This is a genomic window from Cytobacillus firmus, assembly GCF_023657595.1.
Classification (GTDB): domain Bacteria; phylum Bacillota; class Bacilli; order Bacillales; family Cytobacillaceae; genus Cytobacillus; species Cytobacillus firmus_B.
Genome location: NZ_CP098323.1, coordinates 292,547 through 312,988, shown reverse-complemented (window position 1 = coordinate 312,988; position 20,442 = coordinate 292,547). Strand labels below are relative to the sequence as shown.

At 41.4% G+C, this 20,442-nt stretch carries 18 protein-coding genes; 3 read left to right on the top strand and 15 right to left on the bottom strand.

Going from position 1 to position 20,442, the window contains the following annotated elements; all coding sequences use genetic code 11:
• Positions 1 to 5: 5 nt before the first annotated feature.
• From NAF01_RS01690 to NAF01_RS01640, 11 genes are all read right to left on the bottom strand, one after another.
• The gene (locus tag NAF01_RS01690; RefSeq protein WP_250801600.1) at positions 6 to 797 is read right to left on the bottom strand and encodes a hypothetical protein; all 792 of its coding nucleotides are present in this window, start codon (positions 795 to 797) and stop codon (positions 6 to 8) included.
• A gap of 25 nt (positions 798 to 822) precedes the next feature.
• Positions 823 to 2,394 (bottom strand): LXG domain-containing protein, encoded by a 1,572-nt coding sequence (locus NAF01_RS01685; protein WP_250801599.1) that lies wholly within the window; start codon positions 2,392 to 2,394, stop codon positions 823 to 825.
• 13 nt (positions 2,395 to 2,407) lie between these two features.
• A complete protein-coding gene (locus tag NAF01_RS01680) occupies positions 2,408 to 2,677 on the bottom strand; it encodes a DUF5344 family protein (RefSeq protein WP_197245268.1) in 270 nt (89 codons plus the stop codon).
• Positions 2,678 to 2,703: 26 nt separating this feature from the next.
• Complete coding sequence (locus NAF01_RS01675; RefSeq protein ID WP_197245267.1) at positions 2,704 to 3,087, bottom strand: YwqH-like family protein; 384 nt, start codon at positions 3,085 to 3,087, stop codon at positions 2,704 to 2,706.
• Positions 3,088 to 3,241: 154 nt separating this feature from the next.
• The gene (gene essA, locus NAF01_RS01670) at positions 3,242 to 3,721 is read right to left on the bottom strand and encodes a type VII secretion protein EssA (RefSeq protein WP_250801598.1); all 480 of its coding nucleotides are present in this window, start codon (positions 3,719 to 3,721) and stop codon (positions 3,242 to 3,244) included.
• Complete coding sequence (gene esaA, locus NAF01_RS01665; protein WP_250801597.1) at positions 3,711 to 6,545, bottom strand: type VII secretion protein EsaA; 2,835 nt, start codon at positions 6,543 to 6,545, stop codon at positions 3,711 to 3,713. Before esaA ends, essA begins: the two co-directional genes overlap by 11 nt.
• Positions 6,542 to 11,014 (bottom strand): type VII secretion protein EssC, encoded by a 4,473-nt coding sequence (gene essC / locus NAF01_RS01660; RefSeq protein ID WP_226620336.1) that lies wholly within the window; start codon positions 11,012 to 11,014, stop codon positions 6,542 to 6,544. The genes esaA and essC overlap by 4 nt, the downstream gene beginning before the upstream one ends.
• Before the next feature lie 20 nt (positions 11,015 to 11,034).
• A complete protein-coding gene (gene essB / locus NAF01_RS01655) occupies positions 11,035 to 12,378 on the bottom strand; it encodes a type VII secretion protein EssB (RefSeq protein WP_250801596.1) in 1,344 nt (447 codons plus the stop codon).
• A gap of 14 nt (positions 12,379 to 12,392) precedes the next feature.
• Positions 12,393 to 12,632 (bottom strand): ESX secretion system protein YukD, encoded by a 240-nt coding sequence (locus NAF01_RS01650; RefSeq protein WP_197245261.1) that lies wholly within the window; start codon positions 12,630 to 12,632, stop codon positions 12,393 to 12,395.
• A 79-nt stretch (positions 12,633 to 12,711) separates the two neighbouring features.
• Complete coding sequence (locus NAF01_RS01645) at positions 12,712 to 13,005, bottom strand: WXG100 family type VII secretion target (RefSeq protein ID WP_009336200.1); 294 nt, start codon at positions 13,003 to 13,005, stop codon at positions 12,712 to 12,714.
• A gap of 489 nt (positions 13,006 to 13,494) precedes the next feature.
• Positions 13,495 to 14,493, bottom strand: a complete 999-nt coding sequence (locus NAF01_RS01640; RefSeq protein ID WP_048010875.1) for an ABC transporter substrate-binding protein — start codon at positions 14,491 to 14,493, stop codon at positions 13,495 to 13,497.
• Between the two features lie 179 nt (positions 14,494 to 14,672).
• Between NAF01_RS01640 and NAF01_RS01635 the strand changes: the two genes are divergently transcribed.
• The gene (locus tag NAF01_RS01635; protein ID WP_048010876.1) at positions 14,673 to 15,296 is read left to right on the top strand and encodes a DUF421 domain-containing protein; all 624 of its coding nucleotides are present in this window, start codon (positions 14,673 to 14,675) and stop codon (positions 15,294 to 15,296) included.
• Between the two features lie 42 nt (positions 15,297 to 15,338).
• Here the strand turns inward: NAF01_RS01635 and NAF01_RS01630 are convergent, their stop codons facing one another.
• The 4 genes from NAF01_RS01630 to NAF01_RS01615 all read right to left on the bottom strand — a co-directional run bounded on the left by NAF01_RS01630 (position 15,339) and on the right by NAF01_RS01615 (position 19,358).
• Complete coding sequence (locus tag NAF01_RS01630; protein ID WP_197245259.1) at positions 15,339 to 16,529, bottom strand: M14 family zinc carboxypeptidase; 1,191 nt, start codon at positions 16,527 to 16,529, stop codon at positions 15,339 to 15,341.
• Between the two features lie 291 nt (positions 16,530 to 16,820).
• A complete protein-coding gene (locus NAF01_RS01625; protein ID WP_076262170.1) occupies positions 16,821 to 17,021 on the bottom strand; it encodes a hypothetical protein in 201 nt (66 codons plus the stop codon).
• Positions 17,022 to 17,196: 175 nt separating this feature from the next.
• Positions 17,197 to 17,634 (bottom strand): SMI1/KNR4 family protein, encoded by a 438-nt coding sequence (locus NAF01_RS01620; protein ID WP_226620340.1) that lies wholly within the window; start codon positions 17,632 to 17,634, stop codon positions 17,197 to 17,199.
• Between the two features lie 8 nt (positions 17,635 to 17,642).
• The gene (locus NAF01_RS01615; RefSeq protein WP_284709492.1) at positions 17,643 to 19,358 is read right to left on the bottom strand and encodes a ribonuclease YeeF family protein; all 1,716 of its coding nucleotides are present in this window, start codon (positions 19,356 to 19,358) and stop codon (positions 17,643 to 17,645) included.
• 257 nt (positions 19,359 to 19,615) lie between these two features.
• Here NAF01_RS01615 and NAF01_RS01610 point away from each other — a divergent pair, with 257 nt between their 5' ends.
• Together NAF01_RS01610 and NAF01_RS01605 are read left to right on the top strand one after the other, a co-directional pair.
• Positions 19,616 to 19,975: a YwqH-like family protein gene (locus NAF01_RS01610; RefSeq protein WP_250801594.1), complete on the top strand. Its 360-nt coding sequence runs from the start codon at positions 19,616 to 19,618 to the stop codon at positions 19,973 to 19,975.
• 13 nt (positions 19,976 to 19,988) lie between these two features.
• The gene (locus NAF01_RS01605) at positions 19,989 to 20,276 is read left to right on the top strand and encodes a YwqI/YxiC family protein (protein WP_226620343.1); all 288 of its coding nucleotides are present in this window, start codon (positions 19,989 to 19,991) and stop codon (positions 20,274 to 20,276) included.
• The last annotated feature ends 166 nt before the right edge of the window (positions 20,277 to 20,442 follow it).

The window sequence follows — 20,442 nt, the reverse complement described above, 5'->3', positions numbered from 1 at the left end:
GTAGATTATAATTCCTCAAAGAACAGAGCTATGGCATCGCTTAATCTTTTGCTGTACTCTTCTGCACTGGATGGAACTACAAAAACCTCTTTTTCTTGAATCCTATCATAGTCAAGATGCCAAACAAAATTCACGCTGGGCAGCAGAAAGATGACTTGTTTCATCTCCATATAATCTTTAGCATAATCCATCTCCATCAGCGATACATTAGCAAATTCCTGTTCATTATTCTTGAAATCAGATAAGAACTGCTTTAGAAGGCCCTCTATTTTTTCATCGTTAATCATGGTTTCTAAAACATCGGGCTCCATTTGATGGAGCTGATCATAAATAGCCTCTGAAAGTTGCAATGCCGGCAAATTGTTTACAGCTTGTTCTGATTTTCCCGCTAACTCATAATGGTTCAATAAAATGGGCTCGAATCCCTTTTCCATTGAATAAATCGAGAAAAAATGAGTATTATTTCTTATTTCCTGCAGAAGGGTCCTGGTGTCACCTTTTATAAAATGAATAAATAGAACCCTGTCTTTTTTTATGCATCTGGCTTTCCTCTTTGACTGAACAAGTACATTCAAAAGATCTTCCAGACCTGCGGCAAGGGTTGAACTTCTGCTTTCGTCCAATAGCCCTTTAGATTTTAGAGAGAGCCCGGTATCCTCTATAAAACGGTCAAGCTCTCCTGTTCCTCCATTAAAATCTAAGCTGTTAAGGATTTGACTTGCCATGCTTTCATAACCGCATAATGCAAGCACAGATGCCAACTCGTTAGTAGTTAAAGATATCCCCGTCGCTTCCATTGTTTAACCTCTCCCCATATTGGTATTATTTAAACAAACCTGCCACAAAACTTCCGGCATCCGATATTGCCTCACCAACATTGTCAGCTGCCTCTTTAAGATCTTTGGATTTTTCCTCGGCCCATTTCCCAGCTTTCTCTCCGATATCTTTAATACTGTCTTCAAATTTGATCGATCCTACTATCCCGATTGTTGCCCCTATAGCTCCTCCAATGAGTGTCCCAGGCCCAGGACAAATCATGGTCCCTATAGCAGCTCCGCCAGTAGTAAGCCCCGCAACCCCAATATCCATTCCTATTCCGGCAGCCGCTCTCCCTGTTTTTTCCCAGTTGGATTTATATTTATTTTTATCACTGACAAATTCCCCCGCATTTGTTCCTACAGAAAACAGAATTCCTGCATAAGGAATTTTCTTTGCAATAGCCGTCAAAGCGCGTTTATCTGTCAGCTGCCCCAGTGTAGCCCTAACATCAATCGAAGCTCTTTTATATAATTCAGCCTGTGCTGCATCAAATTTCAAATAAGGATGCTGATGCTCCAATAATTTAAGGTAGCTCTTCACATTTGAACCAGGATTAAGGCCAACAAGGCTTCTTAATAGTCTGCTAGGTGAGTTCTGATATTTAGAAAAGTAATTCTTAATACCATTATAGCTGCTTGCACTTCCTTTTTTTAATATCTTATGGATTGAATCAGCCAGCTTCGAACCATAAACCCCATTCTTTTTTAGCCAATCAGGATGGGCTCTAACCTTGAAATTTCCCGATCCATCTTTCACCAGTACTAATCTTTTGCTTAATAGAATGGTTGCAGCTAAGGTACCTTTTACAGCTTCCATTCCCCCATTAAGTTTACCTATTTTGTCAAGCCAGTCTGCCACATTCCCCATTAAGGTGGAATCGCCTTCTTTTATAGCCAGCTCCATGGCAGAATCGATGAGCTTGCCAATCGTATCATTCTCTGCAAAATACTTTTCAATCTCTCTAATTGTACTTTCACTTAATGCTGCACCATTCGCTGCCCAGGATTCAATTTTATTGATAAAGTCAGAAATCCCCGCAAGATCTTCTGTTGACTCTTTTAAGACTTTTAAACTATTCTCATCCAAATCCTCTAAACCATCTGTGGTTTTCTTAATATGGCGCCTTGCTTTATCAAAATTCTGACTTAAATGCGCTAAGGAAATGGTTGAACCTCCAACAATATCACTAACCTTCAAGAATTCCTGATTAATATCATTAATAGTGTCCTCTGATATTTGTTCGATGTTCTCAATTCCGGACTTCGCCTCATGCTCTACGAAGTCCTGTCTGACTAGCCCACTTTTAATTTCATACTCATTTATTAAATTTTTCACTTGCTTTAGCCTATTAACATATTCACTTATAAATTGATTCAACAACAAGACTGCCGGAATATGCAGAACAGTAAGATGTTCCTTGATTGCTTCTGCTCCTTTTCCTTTTAATGCATCATCCAAATTGATCAAGTTATTGATTGAAGCTCGCACATCCTGCAACTGGTCCTTTTCAGCTTCTTTCTTTTTTATGGATTCATCCAATTCAGGAATGATTTCGGAAACTTTAATCACCTTCATCTGTATCACTCCACTATTTCATTTTTTGAGATAGCTCTTTATCTTTTTGAGCAAGCTGATCTATTAGGGTTCTCATATCTTGTTCTGTTTTAATCAGCAAATTTTGATATTGTTTAAGGGTCGTATAATACTTTTGCTCAATTTTAGTGATTTCAGACAGCAGATCCAAACTGCTTTCTGGGAATGTAATGGAAGGATTAATGACATCAACCCCTTCTGCCTTGCTTTTGAGTTCACTAAGGGCATTTTCCACTTCACTTTGAATTAATTTAATTTCGGTCATTTTTTCACCTCAATAGTCATGCCGTATTAATCGCTTAATTGTGAGATACGATAACGTTTAGAAGAAATTGTGCTTGAAAGAGACTTATTTAATCCTTCGTAATGGGTTATCTTCATTTCAATATTGTTTAACATTCCTTCAATTTCAATGTTTCCAATCCTCATATAGGTATCTTCAATTTCTCCACGTATATCATCAAAATCATTCGCATGTGTTCCAGCCCAAACCGACTGATTTAAATTGGGCTGATGAATATAACGCTTATTAAGCATAAATTCTTCCTGGCCTGATGAGATTTCCTGCTGTGCCCTTCTCAATCGTGCAAGTATCTCATTGTTCTTACTAATTTCACTATTCAAAAAGGAAATATCTCTATACAGCTGGCTTATTAAAATGGAATTATCATCCACAGTGGTCACCCCGCGTTAAATTTAAAATTTGGAAGGCTTCTAAGTTGGAGTATGAATCGGAAGATATTAATTGCATTACGGTTGATAGAAGTTGAAATTAACAGTTTTATATAGTTGCATGCTCAAGTAAACGAACATGCAACTTCTAAATTTTTCAATTATCAGGCTGCTTCGCCATCCTCGGAATGAGGAATCCCATAATCACACCTATGGAAATGACAAGCAGAATAATATAAAGAATCATTAATTTATTATCTTGTTCTGCGGGTACCTGATCCTCCGCTTTGAAAAAGCTTTCCTGTTTCGAATCGGAAAATAGCTGAAGCTGGTCTGCTTTTGCGGTGATGGTATTAGTAGTGGTTTCACCGCCGTCGAAAAGCTTCTCCTTCACTTCCTTCAAAGGATTCAGGTTCTTTTTTGTAAAAGTAAGATCCTTTTGTTCTTCGGGGATCTCTTTCTTATTTTCATAAAGCGATTTTTCATGCAAGTAATCGGTATTCTCTTTGAATTCCTTTTTTTCATAGGTATTCGGCGTTACGTTATTAAAGTCAGGGGTCGCCCCGGCGGATTGGCCAGCCAGCAGCCAAAGTGCCGGGAGCAGAACTATTACTTTAAGGAATCTATTAAGCTTCATATGCCTGGTCCTCATCCCTCTTTGTGCGCAGGTCCTTTATAGACCGGACTGCAAATGGAATGATGGCAAGGAAGGCAATAATGCCAAGCAGTATGAGGATAGCTGGAATAAACAGGGTTTGTGAGTCATACTGAATGGACATATATACCTTGGACATTGGATCTTCATAGTTAATATTCGGTGCTGTAAGAGCTAGGAACGGACTGATGAAGAAGGCGATGAGCCCAACGCTCAGTATCCATCCTGCCAGATTGCCGATCTTGAACCCTGCCAGCACAATGGCTGAGGCTGCCGTTAGCAGCAATATGGTGAAAATCGTCCACTCAATCGCCCGATCCTGTTCCATTGAGTAAATATTAAGGCCAAATATGCTGATTATGAGACCAACAATAAGATTCAGCAGCACAAACATGGAAGCATGGACAAGCATCGGCGCATTTTTGAAATAATGGCTGAAGTATCCAATCATTAAGCTGCTGAGCAGAACAATAGCCAATACGACAACCGGCGGCAGCTTGCTTTCCTCTTTCTTGGCAGCTGTTTCTCCGCTGATTTGAAGCGGGCTGGATAATTGCTCGTATACCGGACCATTCTTTTGGCCATTCACATAGGTGTTTCCAAGAAGATTGTAAATATCATCCCGGAACATCTGAGTTGTCTCTACGTTCGAGCCCCACTTTGAATTCAGTGTATCCGCATCCTGCTGGACACTTTGCACCTTTTGCTCCAGCTCGCTTGTATAGGATACGATATTGCTTTGATTTTCTCCGATGGATCCAACAAGATCATTAATCATCAGCATTCTTTGGCTGATTCCCTCTTGTTTGACCATAACAGAAGTTCCGTCAATGCTATCCACAGGAACTGGAGTATTCGTTGATGATGTTTGAATTTGCTCCCTAACCGAATTTGCATTTTCCTGCAGAGCGGACAAATCTGTCTCGATGGCTGCTTGCTGTTCTTCAATATTCTTATTGTATTCTGTGAAGAATGCCGTAAACTGGTTTTCGAATTCTGTTAGCTGATTCTGAGATGATAACAACGCTGTGTTTAGGTCATCCTTAGCTTTTTGTTCTTCCTCATTTACAGCTACAATAGTGTTTAATTTCTGTACAAGCTCTTCCACTTTTTCAGGGTTTTGACTGTATGAATTTTTTATTAAATCTTCATATTGAATGAGTGAGGCATAATACTCCATCATTTTTACAGGTTTAGTATTAGAAATTTCATCATTAAAAGCAGCTAAGTTAAACCCAAGCTCTATGATTCGCTGTTCTTTCTCCTCTATAAGGTTAATCATAGAAGAGAAACTCATTGAAGCCCCAAGTTGATCTAAGAGGTTATTCTTTTCTTCCTCTAAACTTTTGTAAGCTGCATCCAGGCTGGTAAGGTCTTCAATTAATTTGGCATTTGCGGCTTGAAGTTCCTCAACTACTTTTTGCAGCGGGTTTTCTCCTGAATCCTTCGCTGCCAGTTTTTGCTCAACTGCTATTAAGCGTTGTGATAAAACTGGTAAGACAGTCAAAGCAGAAACAACTTGTTCCGGCTTGGTACCTTCTATAGTCTCTAAAGATGATTTCAAACTCGCAATCTCTTCTTCAACACTTAAAATCTCATTTCTTTCCTCTTCCATACCAGGTAAAGATGGAGCCTCTAAGCTGGCTGCTGTAATGGAATTTGGTTTGGCTCCACCGTTATTCTTGTTAGATGCCGCTCCTGTCCCTGCACCTGGACTCCCCGGTTGTTGTCCGTTTGATAGCTCTCCTTTTAACAAACCGATAGTTTCAGCTGCTTTATTGAAGGAAGCTGCTTCTTGTTCTTGAAAATATGTTTTTAAGGAATTCATTTGCCGGCTTACCTGATCGTTCCGGATAGCCGATAAATCACCAAAAGTTTCACTATTCTCTTCCAGCTGCTTCTCCACACTCGCAATTCCACTATCCAAGTCCTGTTTTCCCTCAGTCAAGTCACCACTAAGAGCATCCATATGAGCTGGCATCTTCTGTCCCGCAACAGCTTGAATATCGACTACATTTTCATCCTGCATTTTTTGAAGGATACCTTGCTGATTATCCTGGTATTCTTTGTACTGATCTACAAACTGCACAAATGAGCCAAGGTTTTCTTCAAATTGGCTGAGGTTATTTTCACCATCAGCAGTGCTCTCCGCAGTAGTCTTCACTGTCGACTGAATGCTCTCCAGCATATTGCGCTGCTGTTCGATTTCCGCTGCCAAGTTCTTTGAGCTGGGCTTATAGAAAGCGAGCATGGCATTCTGGAAGTCTATTTCTTTTTGCAAAATGGTATCAAACTGGGATTTCACATTTTCAAGGTCCTGTGATACATAGGTCCAGTACAAGGTTGAAATCTTTCCATTCACACGGTTGGTGGCTGTCTGGATCTCGCGCAGAACCTTTTCCCGGTTCAGTGAGTTCAGCTGGTTCTGAACGGTATATTCAAAATTTGCTTTTTCAGGCTGCTGGCTTTCATAGGACATGATATTCTTTGAAAAATTGGAAGGAATATAAACAACTGCATCATACTTGGTATTTCTCAAGCCATTTTCTGCAGCACTTCTGCCGATGACAGTCCACTCATATTGTGAGCCGTCTTCGAGGATCGATGTAATTTCCTCTCCAAAATCAAGTGACTTTTCTTCCTTGTCAGCGCCTGTATCTTCATTTACAACAGCTATGGTTCTTGTGGCATTCTCCCTGACCAGCAGAGGATTATCGCCAATGGAGCCAAAAAAGATGGCTGGCGCGGCGATAATCAGAAGCATCACCAAAACCATTTTCACGATATATTTTGTTTTGGCTGTCATGCTAAGACCTTCCTTTCAGTGGCACATAAAGGAATTTGAATTTTTAATTCCTTTCCGTTTATAACGTAATAACCATATCCCGGCTGAATCTCCGCCTCTTTCCGGTCGTATGGAAGGGTAAAGAGCGTCTGCTCTGATTTTTTCATCAGAACGACTGCCTGGCGGATCTGTTTGATTTCTGCCGTTAAGGAATCGTATCCTTTCGTCAGTTCATTATTGCTGCCTGTAACGATGACACTAAAGCCAAGATGGCTTCCATTTTTCATCAGCCTTGCCATTCTTTCCTGCAGGCTGTTATCCAATGTCTGTGCAAAACGGGAGTATCCATCCACAGCCAGCACAATCGGCGAAAACTCTATATCTGTATTTCCATGCTGGATTGCATTAAGATATTCTTTTTCCCTAAGGGATAACTGTTCTTCCGCCTTTGCTGCCCAATCGCTGATCTGTTCCTTTGTCTCGATATAGACTGACTTTTCCTCACTGGCATAGGATGATAATCCTCTGTCAAAGGAATCGAAAATACCGATGGATTCAGCACCCTGAGCCAGCATTTGATTGATCATGAGCTTAAGGACATTTGTCTTTCCTTTTTGGGCCTGCCCAAGGATAATGCAATGCTTCGTTTTATTGAAGTTTGCATACACAGGTTTGACGGATTCTTCATCAAGGCCAATTGGTACAAGTCCTGGCTGGGTCTCTCCCGCAGTGTAACGGGTAAAGTTAATCGTATTAAGCTCCGCCGGAAGCATCGGCACCTCTTCAGGCTGACTGCAGTCCCTGTATTTCTCCTTCAGTTCCTGAATGTCGGCCCGGATCGATTCCATGATCTCGAAATCATCCTTGCCCTCTGCCGGCAGGAATACCTGTGAAAAATAAGCCTCTTCCATTTTAATAATGGCTCTTCCCGGTATAGGCTCAGGTGCGAACGGAACTCTTCCAAGAACGGAGTAGGCCTCGCTGCTGTCCATCAGATAATGGACGACTTTTGTTTTGAGGTTATTCATGAGCGACTGCCGGATTGAATTGATCCGGGTCGCAGCGAAAATCATATAGATGCCGAGTGACTGTCCATCCCTGGCAATCTGATTAATTTGCGTTTCAAGCTCCTGCATTTCCTCTTTTACTAAATCGAAGTTATCAAATGTAATATAGACGAGTGGCAATTTTTCGTTGCTCATCGAATTGTACATCTTAATTCCGCTGACTTCCTGCTGCTGGAATAATAGCTTCCTGCGGGCAATTTCATCCTTGATCAGATTCATGAATTTTTCAATTTTTCGTTCTTCATCCATCAGGAAGAAATCGGCCGTATGCGGCAGCTGCCTTAACGGAAGGAGTGAACCATTGCCAAAATCGAAAATATAATAATGTGCTTCTTCAGGAGACCGCTTTTCGGCAATGCTGAGCAGCAGTGTCATAATCGTATGGGATTTTCCATAACCGGATGAGCCGAACACCCCTACATTTCCATCCTCTATGATTTGATAACTTAATGGATACTGGCTCTGCTTCTCAGGCTCATCCACCATTCCTAAATGAATTTCATTATTCTCCTCAGCGCGATAAAGTTTTCTGCTTAAGCGCCCTTCAAGAGGAGGAAGCCATGGACTTCTAAGTTTCTTAATGCCCATCGAGGACTGTGCTGCTTCAATTTCTTCCACAACTGCTTCAATTTCTGTTTTTCCGCCTTTTTTCTTCCCTTGGCGTGAATTCACATCCGATAATGGCACAAGCCCAAGGTCGGTTACAATGGCAATCTCATCCTCTGTCTCAGAAGAGTCCTCCAAATAAGGGGCCCCGCTCCATGCAGATTGGAACAGTTCATAGACTTCATTATTGCCGACCTGCAGATAGCCGCGGCCTGTTATGGTAATAGCAGCGGCATCGCCGTTTTTAATGATCTCCCGGCTGTCATCTGTGTCCTGAACTTTTAAAGCCACACGGAAACGGGCATTACTCCAGATCTGTTCGTCAATGACACCGCCTGGCTTTTGGGTGGCCAGAATTAAGTGAACTCCCAGGCTTCGGCCGATTCGCGCAGCACTGACAAGCTCTCTGATGAATTCCGGCTCTTCACTCTTAAGTTCCGCAAACTCATCGGAAATTAAAAACAGATGAGGCAGAGGCTCCTTTGCCATATTGTTTTTATAAAGGTCAGTGTAATCGTTGATATGATTTACCTGATATTGATCAAAAAGCCTTTGCCGCCTTTTCAATTCGCTTTTTATAGAGGCAAGCGCTCTTGAACTGAAGTTTTTGCTGCCTTCAATATTCGTAATCGTACCCAAAAGATGCGGCATGTTCTTAAACGGCTGGGCCATGCCTCCGCCTTTGTAGTCAATCAGCAGGAAAGCGACCTCGTGGGGATGGAAGTGAACAGCAAGCGAAAGAATATACGTCTGCAGAAACTCACTCTTACCCGATCCCGTTGTCCCAGCCAGCAAACCGTGCGGGCCATGCGCCTTTTCATGAAGATTCAAAAGCGACAGGTCTTCTTTTCCTTTTAAACCGATTGGAACTGCCAGAGATTTGGAAGACTCTTTCGCAAGCCAGTTCTCTTTAATCGGAAGTTTCCCTACTTCTTTTACTTTCATCATTTCCAGGAAGGAAACGCTATTTGGAATGGAATTGGTCATTCCAACCTGATGATCAAGCGTTCTTAAAAGACGGGAAAATTCCTCATTTCCCTTCTTCTGATGAGCATCAAGCTTAAATGGGACGCTCACGGCTTTTTTGTCCTGAATCAGAATGTCCCCTTCTTCCTGATTGACATATCTGACAAGGGTTTGAATATTATCATGAAGACTTTCCTTTGAGTCTGCTGCAAAGATCACGGAGATTCCCATATTGGAGTGGTCTCCCTCCAAATATTCCAGAATCACATGATCTGCAATCAGCTGCTGATTGGTTATGATGAACACAAGATGAGGTGAATACACCTGCTTCTCTTTATTTTCATCCAAATCCCTTTCACGCAGGATTTCATAAAGGGAAGATAGCAGCTGATCCCTCGTTTGTTCGTTATAAATCAGCCCTTTTGCATGTGCATGCGGCATCTGGAAATGCGGAAGCCATTTGAGCCATTCCCATTTTTTATATTCTTTTTCATTAAAAATAAATACGAACCGCACATCATGATAGCTGTGAAAAAAGGCCAGCTGCCCAATGATCTGGTGTATCTCATTTTTAACAACCTGCTCTTTTCCGATCAGCCCGATTGGCCCCTTTGCCAGATCAGCCACCACAGGCACATTTCTAACTTCCTTATACACTTTCTCCATTTGCTGTGACTGTTCAAGCAGATCATCGATTTCACGGTTTGCCATATCCCCTGAGCTCACCTTAACTTCATAGCTCGCAGGCACATTTCCGGTACCCAGTCTGAATTGAAGGAAGTCAAAGCTCTGCAGAGGCCGCTCCCAAATCCGGTCGGATATATGGCCCGTAAAATATTTCATTTTCTCAAAAGACGGAAAATGGAATTCCAGAACATGCTTCTGCTGATCAGATAATGCCTGCAGCTCTTTTCGCTTCTCTTCCAAATAGGCAGTATAGACCCGATGCCTGCGTTCTTTCCGCTTTTTTTGATTGCTTTTATCCTTAAAGTACTGGACTGTTGATGTCACTAAAGTGGTCATGAACATGACCATGGAAATGATAATAAAAATCCCTCTTGGCTGAATTAAAGCCACGATGCCCATTACAACCAGCATAATCAGCGGCGGCATGATAATCAGCCATAATCCCCTGCCTGAATCATCCGGCTCCTGCGATGGAAAGGACAGGGAGACCTTCTCATCCGGCATCTCATAAATCATCCTTGGCGTTCTCCGGTAGAGCGGATATTTCTTTGCCATCTCTGATTGCGGCCTGATGGTAATCGGGAGCTTTGATTCATAGCTTTCAAAGCTATCAATCTGGAAAAGATCCTCTTCTATTATTCGAATAGACATGAATGGGAAGAACAGCACATCTCCCATTTCAAGGAAGGTCCTCTCTTCAACTCTTTTTCCGTTTATATAAAGCTGTCCTGAACCCGGCTCTGCCATCCAGCCCTTATTTGTTTTTATCAGGTCAAAAGAATGACTCGCATCCATTAAAATGCCGTGCTTTTTATAAATGGATGCTTCCGGGTTATCAGAGGATATCTCTATTTCCCTTTTATAGCCGGAATAGTAGGTCTGACTTTTAATAGCTTCAGAGGTTCCTATTATCGTCAGGGTTTTCCCTTCATCATTTATCTGAAAGGGTTCTCCATCGTTCAGCTTTCCGAGAACCAACTCATTTTGCTTAACTTCATAGAAGCTGTCGTGCTTTTCTATTGACACAATTCCTTTTGTAAAAGGAAACTCCCTTATTGTCACCAGCTGTTCCAGGTCAGGGCCAATAGTGATCCTGCCGCTTTTTTCAATTGGCATAGACAGCTTCTGGCAGTAATCGCTGTAAAACAACCATAACTGTTCCATCTCCCCACCTCCTGTCTATCTTAATTAGGTTTTGTCTTTTCTGCCTCTTCCTTCTTCTCGGCAGATTTTTCAGCAGAGGTTTCAGCTGCCTTTGCATCTGCAGGCTTTTGCTCTTCAGCAGCTTTTTGTTCTGACTCCTGTTTTACTGTCTGTTCATTATCTCCGCTGCTGCTTTGCTCTTCCTGAAGACGCTGCTCCTCTTCCTCCTGAGCTTTCTGTTCCTCTATATACTCATCAATCTCTGCTTGAATTTCGTCGATTTTCTGCTGTTTTTCATCGGATTCAAAACTATCATCTGCTTTGACAACTTCACGGTATTTAAGCAATGCGAACAGAATTAAGTCCCGATCCTCAAGATCCCGGGAGATATCGAGAGCCTCCTTGGCATCTCCCCTCCCAATATGAATCCAGTAATGATAGTATAGGGGATCCGTCTGCAGGGTGATCGTATTTTGGACATTCTCTTTTTGGTCTTCTGTCAATGCTTCATTTATTATGTAAGACTGTGCCAGTTCGTACTGTACGACTCTTGGCATCTGATCAATATCATAATTGGATAACTCGGAAACGACATCGCTATACTGGCTTTTCAGAAAATGCTCCTGACTGTTAATAAAAGCTGCCTGTTTTGGCTGAGTAAAGATAAGGGAATATAGGCTGAAAGCAACGAAAGGCACTAAAGCAATCAGCAGACCCCACGCCGAATACCTGGTTGCTTTCCACTTTTTCTGCGGAACCTTAGCATATTCCTTATCTTTCTTTTCAAGCATTTCTATGTTAGTCCGGATGATGTCTGACAATTCATTTTCATCCTTGGCCTTGATGACACTTGCCGCTGCAGGCGACAGTTCAATGGTTTCATGAAGTTTGAGGTAATCCCGGAAGGAGCGATTTCCATCTACAGCAGCTGCGATGGTCGCTTTCAATTCCATCCAGAGTTTTTCCTGATTGGTTTCATAAGGCGGAAGGCTTTCACTCACACCATAATGAAGCAAATGCGGTGACAGGCTTTCATCCGCCACAATGTTTTCAGGACAAATAACGAGATGCAGCCTGGAATACGGATGACTTTTCACAAGTTTTAGAAGCTGCGAAGAAAAAATCCATCTGCTTCTCTGGTCTTTCTTTTTTAATTTGGAAAAGGTTAAGTAATTTGAGGGAATTTGCAGGACGAGGCGCAGTTCATCCTCTGTTAAATGGATATCCCTTTTTATAGCTGATTCCATTGCCTGGAGCAATTCCAATTCCGCAGCAGCATCAGCTTTAATTTTTTCTCTTTGAAAAAGAATGGTAAGGGATTGATGATCTGTTTCGACAACCGCTTCAAGCTGCTCTTCAAGGTAGGTTTGACTCTTTTCTGACATTTTTAAATGCTCCTTTATAAAATTTCGAAACGGTCCCCAGTGGTAATCCCCTTTTCCGCCAGCTTATCGTTTCCTGACAGAATCATTTGCTTGTTGGGAATTCTGACCCAATAACCTTCCCGGGGCGGCTGAGAAATAGACTTAGCTTGCCAAACAATATCAACTACTTTTTTAACAGAATGATAGTTAGATAGACGGAGATCAAAAGGTTCAGCTTCATAATGTTTTAAATCAATTGTTAATTCTATGTACATATTCAACACCTCATAAAAAAAGAGCGCTTTTCATCCTGTGAATGCAGCGCTCCTTCTCCACTTATTGATTCAGATAAAATTAACCGCGGATTTGGCCAGCGATCTGGTTATCAGCATCTTCAAGAGCTCTTGCAGTATTATTAAGCTGAACAGAAATATCCTCTAATAATTGCTGCATTTGAACAAATGAAGGTCTTAAAGATTGGTATTGTTCAGCAAATGCTCTGCTTGCTTCCCCTTCCCATGCACCTTCCAGTTCACGAATCATATTATCCAAACGGACAATCTGATCCCCAACCTGGCTGCTTTCTCCATTATAACGGTTAGACATGCCTACTAATTCTGCTGGTGTAACGCGAATAACTCCTGACATTCAAATCTCTCCTTTTCAATAGGTTACTATTATTGTAAAAATACACAATGCAAAGGTCAATTACTTACTTGCAAAAAATAACAAAACAGTTATTTATACCCACTAATACCCAATTTGAAGACACTTAAACATTAAATGGTATTTTTTTCATAAACTTTTTCTATTTATTGTTATTCATCAAATCTAGAAATATAAATTTTACACCTATTTATTACTATCATGGCAGTCAAAACTCGTCAAATCGCTTATGCGGACATGTCGAATTATGTCTGTGGTTTTATTCCTATTAATCCACAAACCCCCGATTGTATTTTGTAGGTAAAATTACCCTTTCACATAGATTTTAATTAAGCTTTATTGAGCCCTTAATTTCCCTAAAATCCTCCTTCCACATTATGTAGTTCTTTGGAATCATTTTCCGGAATAAATTTCGGGTCCATTAAGTAAAAAAAAGATACAGCTGAATCGCTGTATCTTTTAACAACCTATTTATTCCCCAACCACCTTAGCATCCTTCAGCATGTCCTCTGTCAAAGCAACTCCCTGTTCCTCAGCTGCTTTCTTGTTAATCACAAGCTCAAGGCTCTCCGGGTAGCCGACAGGAATTTCACTCGGCTTTTTGCCTTCAAGAATATCAACAGCCATTTGGCCTGTAGAGTATCCAAGATCATGATACTCAAAGCCGTAGGAAGCAAATCCGCCCCGTTTAACCGAATCGCTTTCCCCAACAAAAGCTGGAATGTCTTTTTCATTGGCTACGTTAAGCACTGATTCAAGGGCAGATACGACTGTATTGTCCTTAGGGATGTAAAATACATCAGCACGTCCCACTAAGGATTCAGCAGCCTGCTTCACCTCGGAGCTAGTTGAGATAGTCGTTTCAACTGCTTCCAGGCCTGCTGCCTCGATAGCTTCTTTTGCATGCTTAACATTTACTACTGAGTTTGGTTCCCCATCATTGTAGATAATGCCCACCTTTTTGGCATCAGGTACAAATGTTTTGATAGAGTCAATTGTATTTTTGATGGCATCAGGATGTGTATCAGAGGTACCCGTGGCATTCCCGCCCGGCTTTTCCATGCTTTCCACAAGCTCAGCTCCCACAGGATCGGTGATAGCTGTAAAAAGGATAGGAATATCTTTCGTTGATTGCACAACCGATTGGGCACTCGCAGTAGCAATTGCCAGAATTAAATCATTTTTGTCCGCGACCAGGTTCTGGGCGATGGACATATTATTGTTCATATCCCCCTGGGCGTTCTGGAAGTCGATTTTAAGATTTTTTCCTTCTTCATATCCAGCATCTTTCAGTGCGGCAATAAATCCCTCTCTCGCAGAATCTAATGATGGATGCTCAACAATTTGCGTGATCCCGATTTTTACGGTTTTCTTTTCTGACACTTCCCCGCTGGTTTCCTCATTTCCTGATCCGCAGGCAGCCAGCATTAATAATGTGCTGCTTGCTAGGATGGCTAACATCTTCTTCATCACAAATATCCCCCCGACAGTCATGCATTTTTTAAAATTTTTATAATATTTTGATATTAACACGTTTAATAAGTATGTAACAATAGCTAATCCCACTTTTTTGTTAGATAAATTGACATTAACAGTTTTAGAAGGCTCTATTTGCGAAAGACTATAATAGTATATAGGGAGGGATACGAGTGGAATTCGATTGGATTTGGAACTCAATCCTTGTCGTCATCGGGGGCACATTGTTATTAAGGATCGCTGGAAGAAAGTCTATTTCACAGATGACATTAGCTCAGGTAGTAATCATGATTGGCATTGGTTCTCTATTAATTGAACCGGTTTCAGGGGAAAGCATTTGGACTACTCTTGCAGTAGGACTCATCCTTGTCCTTACCTTAGTTATTATGGAATATGCACAAATGAAATCAGACAAATTCGAGAAGTTTATCACTGGTCAATCCAAAATTATCATAGAAGATGGAAAATTGAATGAACAGAATCTGAGGAAACTCCGGTTTACTGTGGACCAGCTTGAAATGAAACTGCGTCAGCATAATGTTGCAGTTATCAGCGATGTAAGATGGGCAACCCTGGAGCCAAACGGACAAGTGGGCTATGAATTAAAAGAAGAAGCCCAGCCTGTAACGAAAAAGGAATTCCTTCAGCTTCAGGCTGATGTCCAGCAGCTGATTCATCTACTGGAACCTGCCTTTGCCAAGGGCTTCTCTGTCCATATGGTTCCCGAAAATGAAGAGGATATTTTTACAGAAGTTGCAGAAGAAACGACTGATAGTGTACCAGATCACCTGCAGTAAGAATGAGGCTGATTCCAAATGGAACCAGCCTCAGCTGCACTATTAACGGATTGACACCCTATTAGGAATTTCATTATATTCTTCAGGATTCAAATCATAAACACTGCCATCTGCAACACCATCAATGATTCCCATAACCCCAGTTTCCACAGTCTTAACCAGCTGACCTTTCATCTTTTGGCCATAGTTCTGTGTCTGCCCCTTTACCTCAAACAGGACTACCCCGCTTCCGTTCAAGGCAAAGGAACCCAATGCAGTCCCAGGCAAGTCTAAATCCTGGTCATATAAAGAAATATTGGTGAACACTGAATTGCCTTTTTCCTGAAGTGCATCATAAAGTGCTACATTTAACTGCCGGGAGAAATCAAATCGGTAATTCTCCGCATATTGATTATATTTTGATCCCTCTGGAGAATTTGGATCCGGAATAAAATCTGCTGAGATGGACATTGTAACGTCTTCATCCGTTCCTTCGATTTTATAGAAATTTTGGTGATGAAGGTCTAAAAAGACTTCTACATTCCCAAACTCCTCTTGCAGACCTTTATATACATCCCGGACTGTCTGGGATTCAGGTGTGATATACCAGCCTGGAGTACTCGAATTGCCCGGAAAGTCCTCCACTTTCGGAACATAGTTCAAGTCGGGGTTAAAGTCACGGTTTACATCAAAGCCCGGAGCAGCTGCATAGTTATCCCCCTGCAAGGTGCGTGTGTAATAATTCCAGGTTGGCAGTGCACTATGTAATTGAGGGAACTTCTCCTGAACTTCTTCCCAGGTCATCACATTACCACGCCTGTCCAATTCGGAACCATCGGCATTCATCATCGGGATCGCTACAATCGTCAGTTCTTCCCTAATTCTTTTCGCAGCTTCTGATTGACTTGAACCTAATTGCTGAAGAATATTTAACAATGCGACAGTACCAGTCTTCTCATTGCCATGAATTTCACTCTGTACCAGTACTACTTTATCCCCATGGCCCACTCGTGCTGTAAAGATATCTCTCCCCTGATTTGTTTTTCCCGCGGACTCAACCTGAACCAGGCCATTCGATGACTTTTCAAGCTGGCTCAGCTTTTTCTTCATTTCTTCATAATCTACAAAGCCACTAATTGATATACTTTCCTCCGTCACAGGCTTTGCCCCTTCAGCAAAGCTAACTTGAGGTACTAGAATCGATGCCGCCAGCGCTGCTGAACTTAGTACTTTCCATAATGATTTTTTCTTCATTTTTAAGCCTCCCCTGATTTTTTAATTCGGTATCCGAATTATTTCTATCATGCCTTTTCAGCAGGAGGATGTAAATCTGCTAAAAGAATTAATATTCTGAATAATAAATATCCTACATTTTCCTTATTTGATAAGACTTTCATCATATACAAATGGGCACGTACATTCATTCTTTATCACATTATCGATCTGATTCCTCTTCGTTTTTCTCAAGAATCGAATGGCCCGATTGGAAAAAAGATCAGCATTAAAAAAGGGAAGCATTTCTTAAAGAGCTCCCCCTGACAGCTATTAATAAGGATATCCAAATCCTGGTCCACAGCAAGGCCGCGGGTAATAATAAGGCGGCGGTGGCGGATACCCATAATATGGACGCGGGTAGAATAAGGCCGTGCCCAATAAACCTCCTGCTAACCCGCCTAAAAAAGGCAGACCAAAGAATCCAAAAAAACGCTGATCCTGCGGCTGATAAGGGCCTCTGTAAGGGTACATTCATACATACCTCCATTTCCTCTGTATATGCCTACATTATTGTATATGCATGTAAATGGGTTTGGCTTGGGCAAATTCACTACATTGGGAGGGGGAATGTTGGTGATATATTAAACGAAGAACCTTGGAAGGCATAGCCAATCCAAGGTCAATTATTTTTTTATACCAATTAAGTCTAATCCTCAATTAAATCTATAAAATATTCATTATTATTGAGAAACTTTTTAAAAAAATCCTCTAACGATTCAGCTATTTGAGTATCGAAATAAAATATTGGATTATTAGCTAATTGCAAATCTATCGAAATATAAACACCCTCGTTTACTTCAAAAAAAATAAGTTTATCTTCATCATCAAAAAGTTCATCTAAATCTGGATCAAATTCAAAAACACCTTCCCTTAATCTAATATCTGCTACAGCCCCTGGTCCCAATATTCTATTAATTGAATTAGCACTTAGACCTTCAATAAAACCATAACCAACTTCTAAATATAACTGTTTTAAATCATTTGGAAGGCTGATGTCCATTCTTTGTTCAGCTTTTAATATATCATCATTAGTTACCTTATAAAGTTTATTTTCTAGTTCATTTATAAATTCAAAATCAGCCATATGCTATTTTACCTCCTTGGAAATAGTTTACCCGATGGAGCTCCCTTTCCATGTATCCCTGCTTGGTGTTCATTAGGATATTTTGCGGGATGAATATTCCACCACTCATGAGGGCCGCCAAAATTGTTCTCTATGATATGATGGGCATCATACGGTTGACCAATACTCCGAGCAACCTCTCCATTCTTATCAAGCACTTCTTCTGTATATCTTGGCCACTTTTGATTAGTTTTTTCTTCCCATTCTGCAATCAATTTATCTTTCAAGCTCGATGTAAATTTGCTTCTATGCTTAGCTGTCTCTCTTGGTGTCAATTTTTCATAGTTTTTGTTTCTCAAGTCTTCTTTTATTAGATCAATTTGCTCTTTATTAACCTTTCGTCCAGTTTTAGCCTCTATATCCCTCAAATAAGCTTTTGCTAAATCCTTATTAAGTTCACCCGTACTCTTACCAGCCTTCTTCCCCGGCAAGACCACATGGCCCTTTTCCTCTTTCAATATCCTGACAAGCGCATCAAAGTCGGCCTTTTTGATACTTTTCCGAATGACCTTGGTTCCTTGCTTTCTGACAACAGCCGCGAGCGACAGGTATTCGAGAATTTCAAGCGGGGTTCCGTCAGCTATGGAGTCCAGTTCCCGCACTCCGCCCACTCGGTCTTCTGGAATGGAGTCGACGAATTCGTAGGCTATTCCTTTTTCTCCATAGAATTCCCGCACAATCCGGCCGTCTTCATATAGGAGAAACTTTCCGCCCTGATTCTCGCTGCCGATGCCATACTCGTCTATGACATCAACAGTCAGGATCTCCCGGCCGCTCAGGGAGGTGAATTCCTCCGGGCTGATTTCGTTGCTGTTTAGCTCGGCTAAAGCTTTCAAAGCTCTTAACTGATAGTGGATGGTCTTTCTTTCATATGTGCTCTGCCAGACAGCCCAAATGGAATAAGCGCCGGGCGGCAGAATCTGACCTAGAGCAGTTACGCCCAGCTCTTTAAAGAATTCCGGAGAACGCATGGAATTTCCTGCTTTATGCCTGATGCCTTGTAAAAGCTCTCCATAGATGGGGCTGGAGTGAAGCTGCTTGACGGAATAGCCGGAAATGCTGAGATTTCCACTTTGAAAGAGGCTGGAAATTTCATCGATGTATGTCTGCATCAGATGAAGATCCTGCTCAATTGGATCAAGTGCCAGTGTTTGCTGGCTGTCAAAGGTCATAAGATCATCTACCGTATTTCTCCGGTGAAGTTCTGCTCTCCTTACATGTGCCGAAAACTCCCCATCCTGCAGGTGAGGGAGACTGACAATATCAGAAACTTTCTGCATCACCGCATTGGTCTCATCTGTTAGGCTATTGGTGATAGATTCTGTTTTTACCAGGCCCTGTGCTGCTTCTCCAACCAAAAAGCTCTGACGGATGAATCCATTGCTTGCCGGCTCGAGCATCTGAAGGGAAGAAGCTATTCCTTTTAAAGTATTTTGATAGTCTGCAAGAAAACCTTCAAAAAATAAGAGAAAAGGAGAATGACATTCCTGGAAGAAAGCCTGAATAGCGGCTGCTCCCTCCCCCCGGAAGGAGTCCTCAAGCGAGGTAATTCCTTCTACATCACGTGCAATGTTTCTTATCTGCTCTTCTAAGGAGTCGAGATTGGAGTGAAGATCCTTCAATCCGCTGTGCAACTCCCTTGCATCTAATACCTTCAGTATAAATCGCCTCCTGCCAATCGACAACTGGAATAGAGGCGCTTCAGAGAGCCCCTCACTAAATTTTCCATAATTTATACTTTACACTAAAAATTAGAGTAATTTTATTACGAATAGGATTATTTTTACACTTTTGTATAAAACAGTAATAATTACCCATCGACAGAATGTCTAAAATAAGAAAAATGTATCATTATTACATTATTTCCCTGTGATATAGTAAAATAGATTCTTTTTACCCGGTTTAATAATATGAAATTGGCAGTATATAGAGGTGAATATTCATGTCTTTAGGATATTACTACAGTTTATTGGCGAAGAAACAAAGTGATCTGCAGAGACTGCTGGCCTGTGAGGGGGAGCTCCAAGGAAAGCAGCAGGAGTTTAACCACTATCGGCATACCGTCACAAAGCCTGATCTTTCCCCTTTTACCTGGCAGGGAAAGCTGGCAGATGAATTTGAGGATATCCGGTTTGAACAAATGCTTACGAGTTACACTGACATTGAGTCAAATCAGTTTCAAGATGTGTTTTCAGCCATAAGCCGGAAGCTGCAGCAGATCCAGCAGGAAATCGATTCTATCAAACAAACAATCGCTTCCCTGGAAGCACAGCTTGCAGAAGAGAGGTCGAAGAAAAAATGAGGAGGTACTGAGAATGGATACTGAGATCAAGCTAAGGATAAGTGAAATAGAACACGCACTCTCAAAACTTCAATCCTCCGCTAACGTGCTCCAGCCATCCCTTCCATCCACTATTGGGGAGAATAATGTCCTTGATTTCATCAATAAATTGAACGCTGTAAATAGACAGCTTCAACAGGTGACAGAAGCCTATAAATCTGTATTGCTCCAAAATGAAGAAACAACGCGGCAATCCGTACAATTCTTAGATGAATCGGATCGGCTGCTTTCAAGGGGGATACATGCGATGCCGAAAAAATAATCCCCTTAGCAAACAACCCTTTTTCATAAAATAAAAGAGGCTTCCGACAATTTTTGGCCAGCTTACGGGAAGCCTCTTTTTATACCCTCAATGCTGGCCGAATACCAGGATTTCGCAGTCACCTCCCCTCTTCCAAATCTCCATTAATGAATCCTTATAATAAAAC

Excerpts from the sequence above, each read along its gene's own strand:
- NAF01_RS01690 (WP_250801600.1), bottom strand. The coding sequence starts at position 797 with ATGGAAGCGACGGGGATATCTTTAACTACTAACGAGTTGGCATCTGTG.
- NAF01_RS01685 (WP_250801599.1), bottom strand. The coding sequence starts at position 2,394 with ATGAAGGTGATTAAAGTTTCCGAAATCATTCCTGAATTGGATGAATCC.
- NAF01_RS01680 (WP_197245268.1), bottom strand. The coding sequence starts at position 2,677 with ATGACCGAAATTAAATTAATTCAAAGTGAAGTGGAAAATGCCCTTAGT.
- essA (WP_250801598.1), bottom strand. The coding sequence starts at position 3,721 with ATGAAGCTTAATAGATTCCTTAAAGTAATAGTTCTGCTCCCGGCACTT.
- esaA (WP_250801597.1), bottom strand. The coding sequence starts at position 6,545 with ATGACAGCCAAAACAAAATATATCGTGAAAATGGTTTTGGTGATGCTT.
- essC (WP_226620336.1), bottom strand. The coding sequence starts at position 11,014 with ATGGAACAGTTATGGTTGTTTTACAGCGATTACTGCCAGAAGCTGTCT.
- essB (WP_250801596.1), bottom strand. The coding sequence starts at position 12,378 with ATGTCAGAAAAGAGTCAAACCTACCTTGAAGAGCAGCTTGAAGCGGTT.
- NAF01_RS01650 (WP_197245261.1), bottom strand. The coding sequence starts at position 12,632 with ATGTACATAGAATTAACAATTGATTTAAAACATTATGAAGCTGAACCT.
- NAF01_RS01645 (WP_009336200.1), bottom strand. The coding sequence starts at position 13,005 with ATGTCAGGAGTTATTCGCGTTACACCAGCAGAATTAGTAGGCATGTCT.
- NAF01_RS01640 (WP_048010875.1), bottom strand. The coding sequence starts at position 14,493 with ATGAAGAAGATGTTAGCCATCCTAGCAAGCAGCACATTATTAATGCTG.
- NAF01_RS01630 (WP_197245259.1), bottom strand. The coding sequence starts at position 16,529 with ATGAAGAAAAAATCATTATGGAAAGTACTAAGTTCAGCAGCGCTGGCG.
- NAF01_RS01625 (WP_076262170.1), bottom strand. The coding sequence starts at position 17,021 with ATGTACCCTTACAGAGGCCCTTATCAGCCGCAGGATCAGCGTTTTTTT.
- NAF01_RS01620 (WP_226620340.1), bottom strand. The coding sequence starts at position 17,634 with ATGGCTGATTTTGAATTTATAAATGAACTAGAAAATAAACTTTATAAG.
- NAF01_RS01610 (WP_250801594.1), top strand. The coding sequence starts at position 19,616 with ATGTCTTTAGGATATTACTACAGTTTATTGGCGAAGAAACAAAGTGAT.
- NAF01_RS01605 (WP_226620343.1), top strand. The coding sequence starts at position 19,989 with ATGGATACTGAGATCAAGCTAAGGATAAGTGAAATAGAACACGCACTC.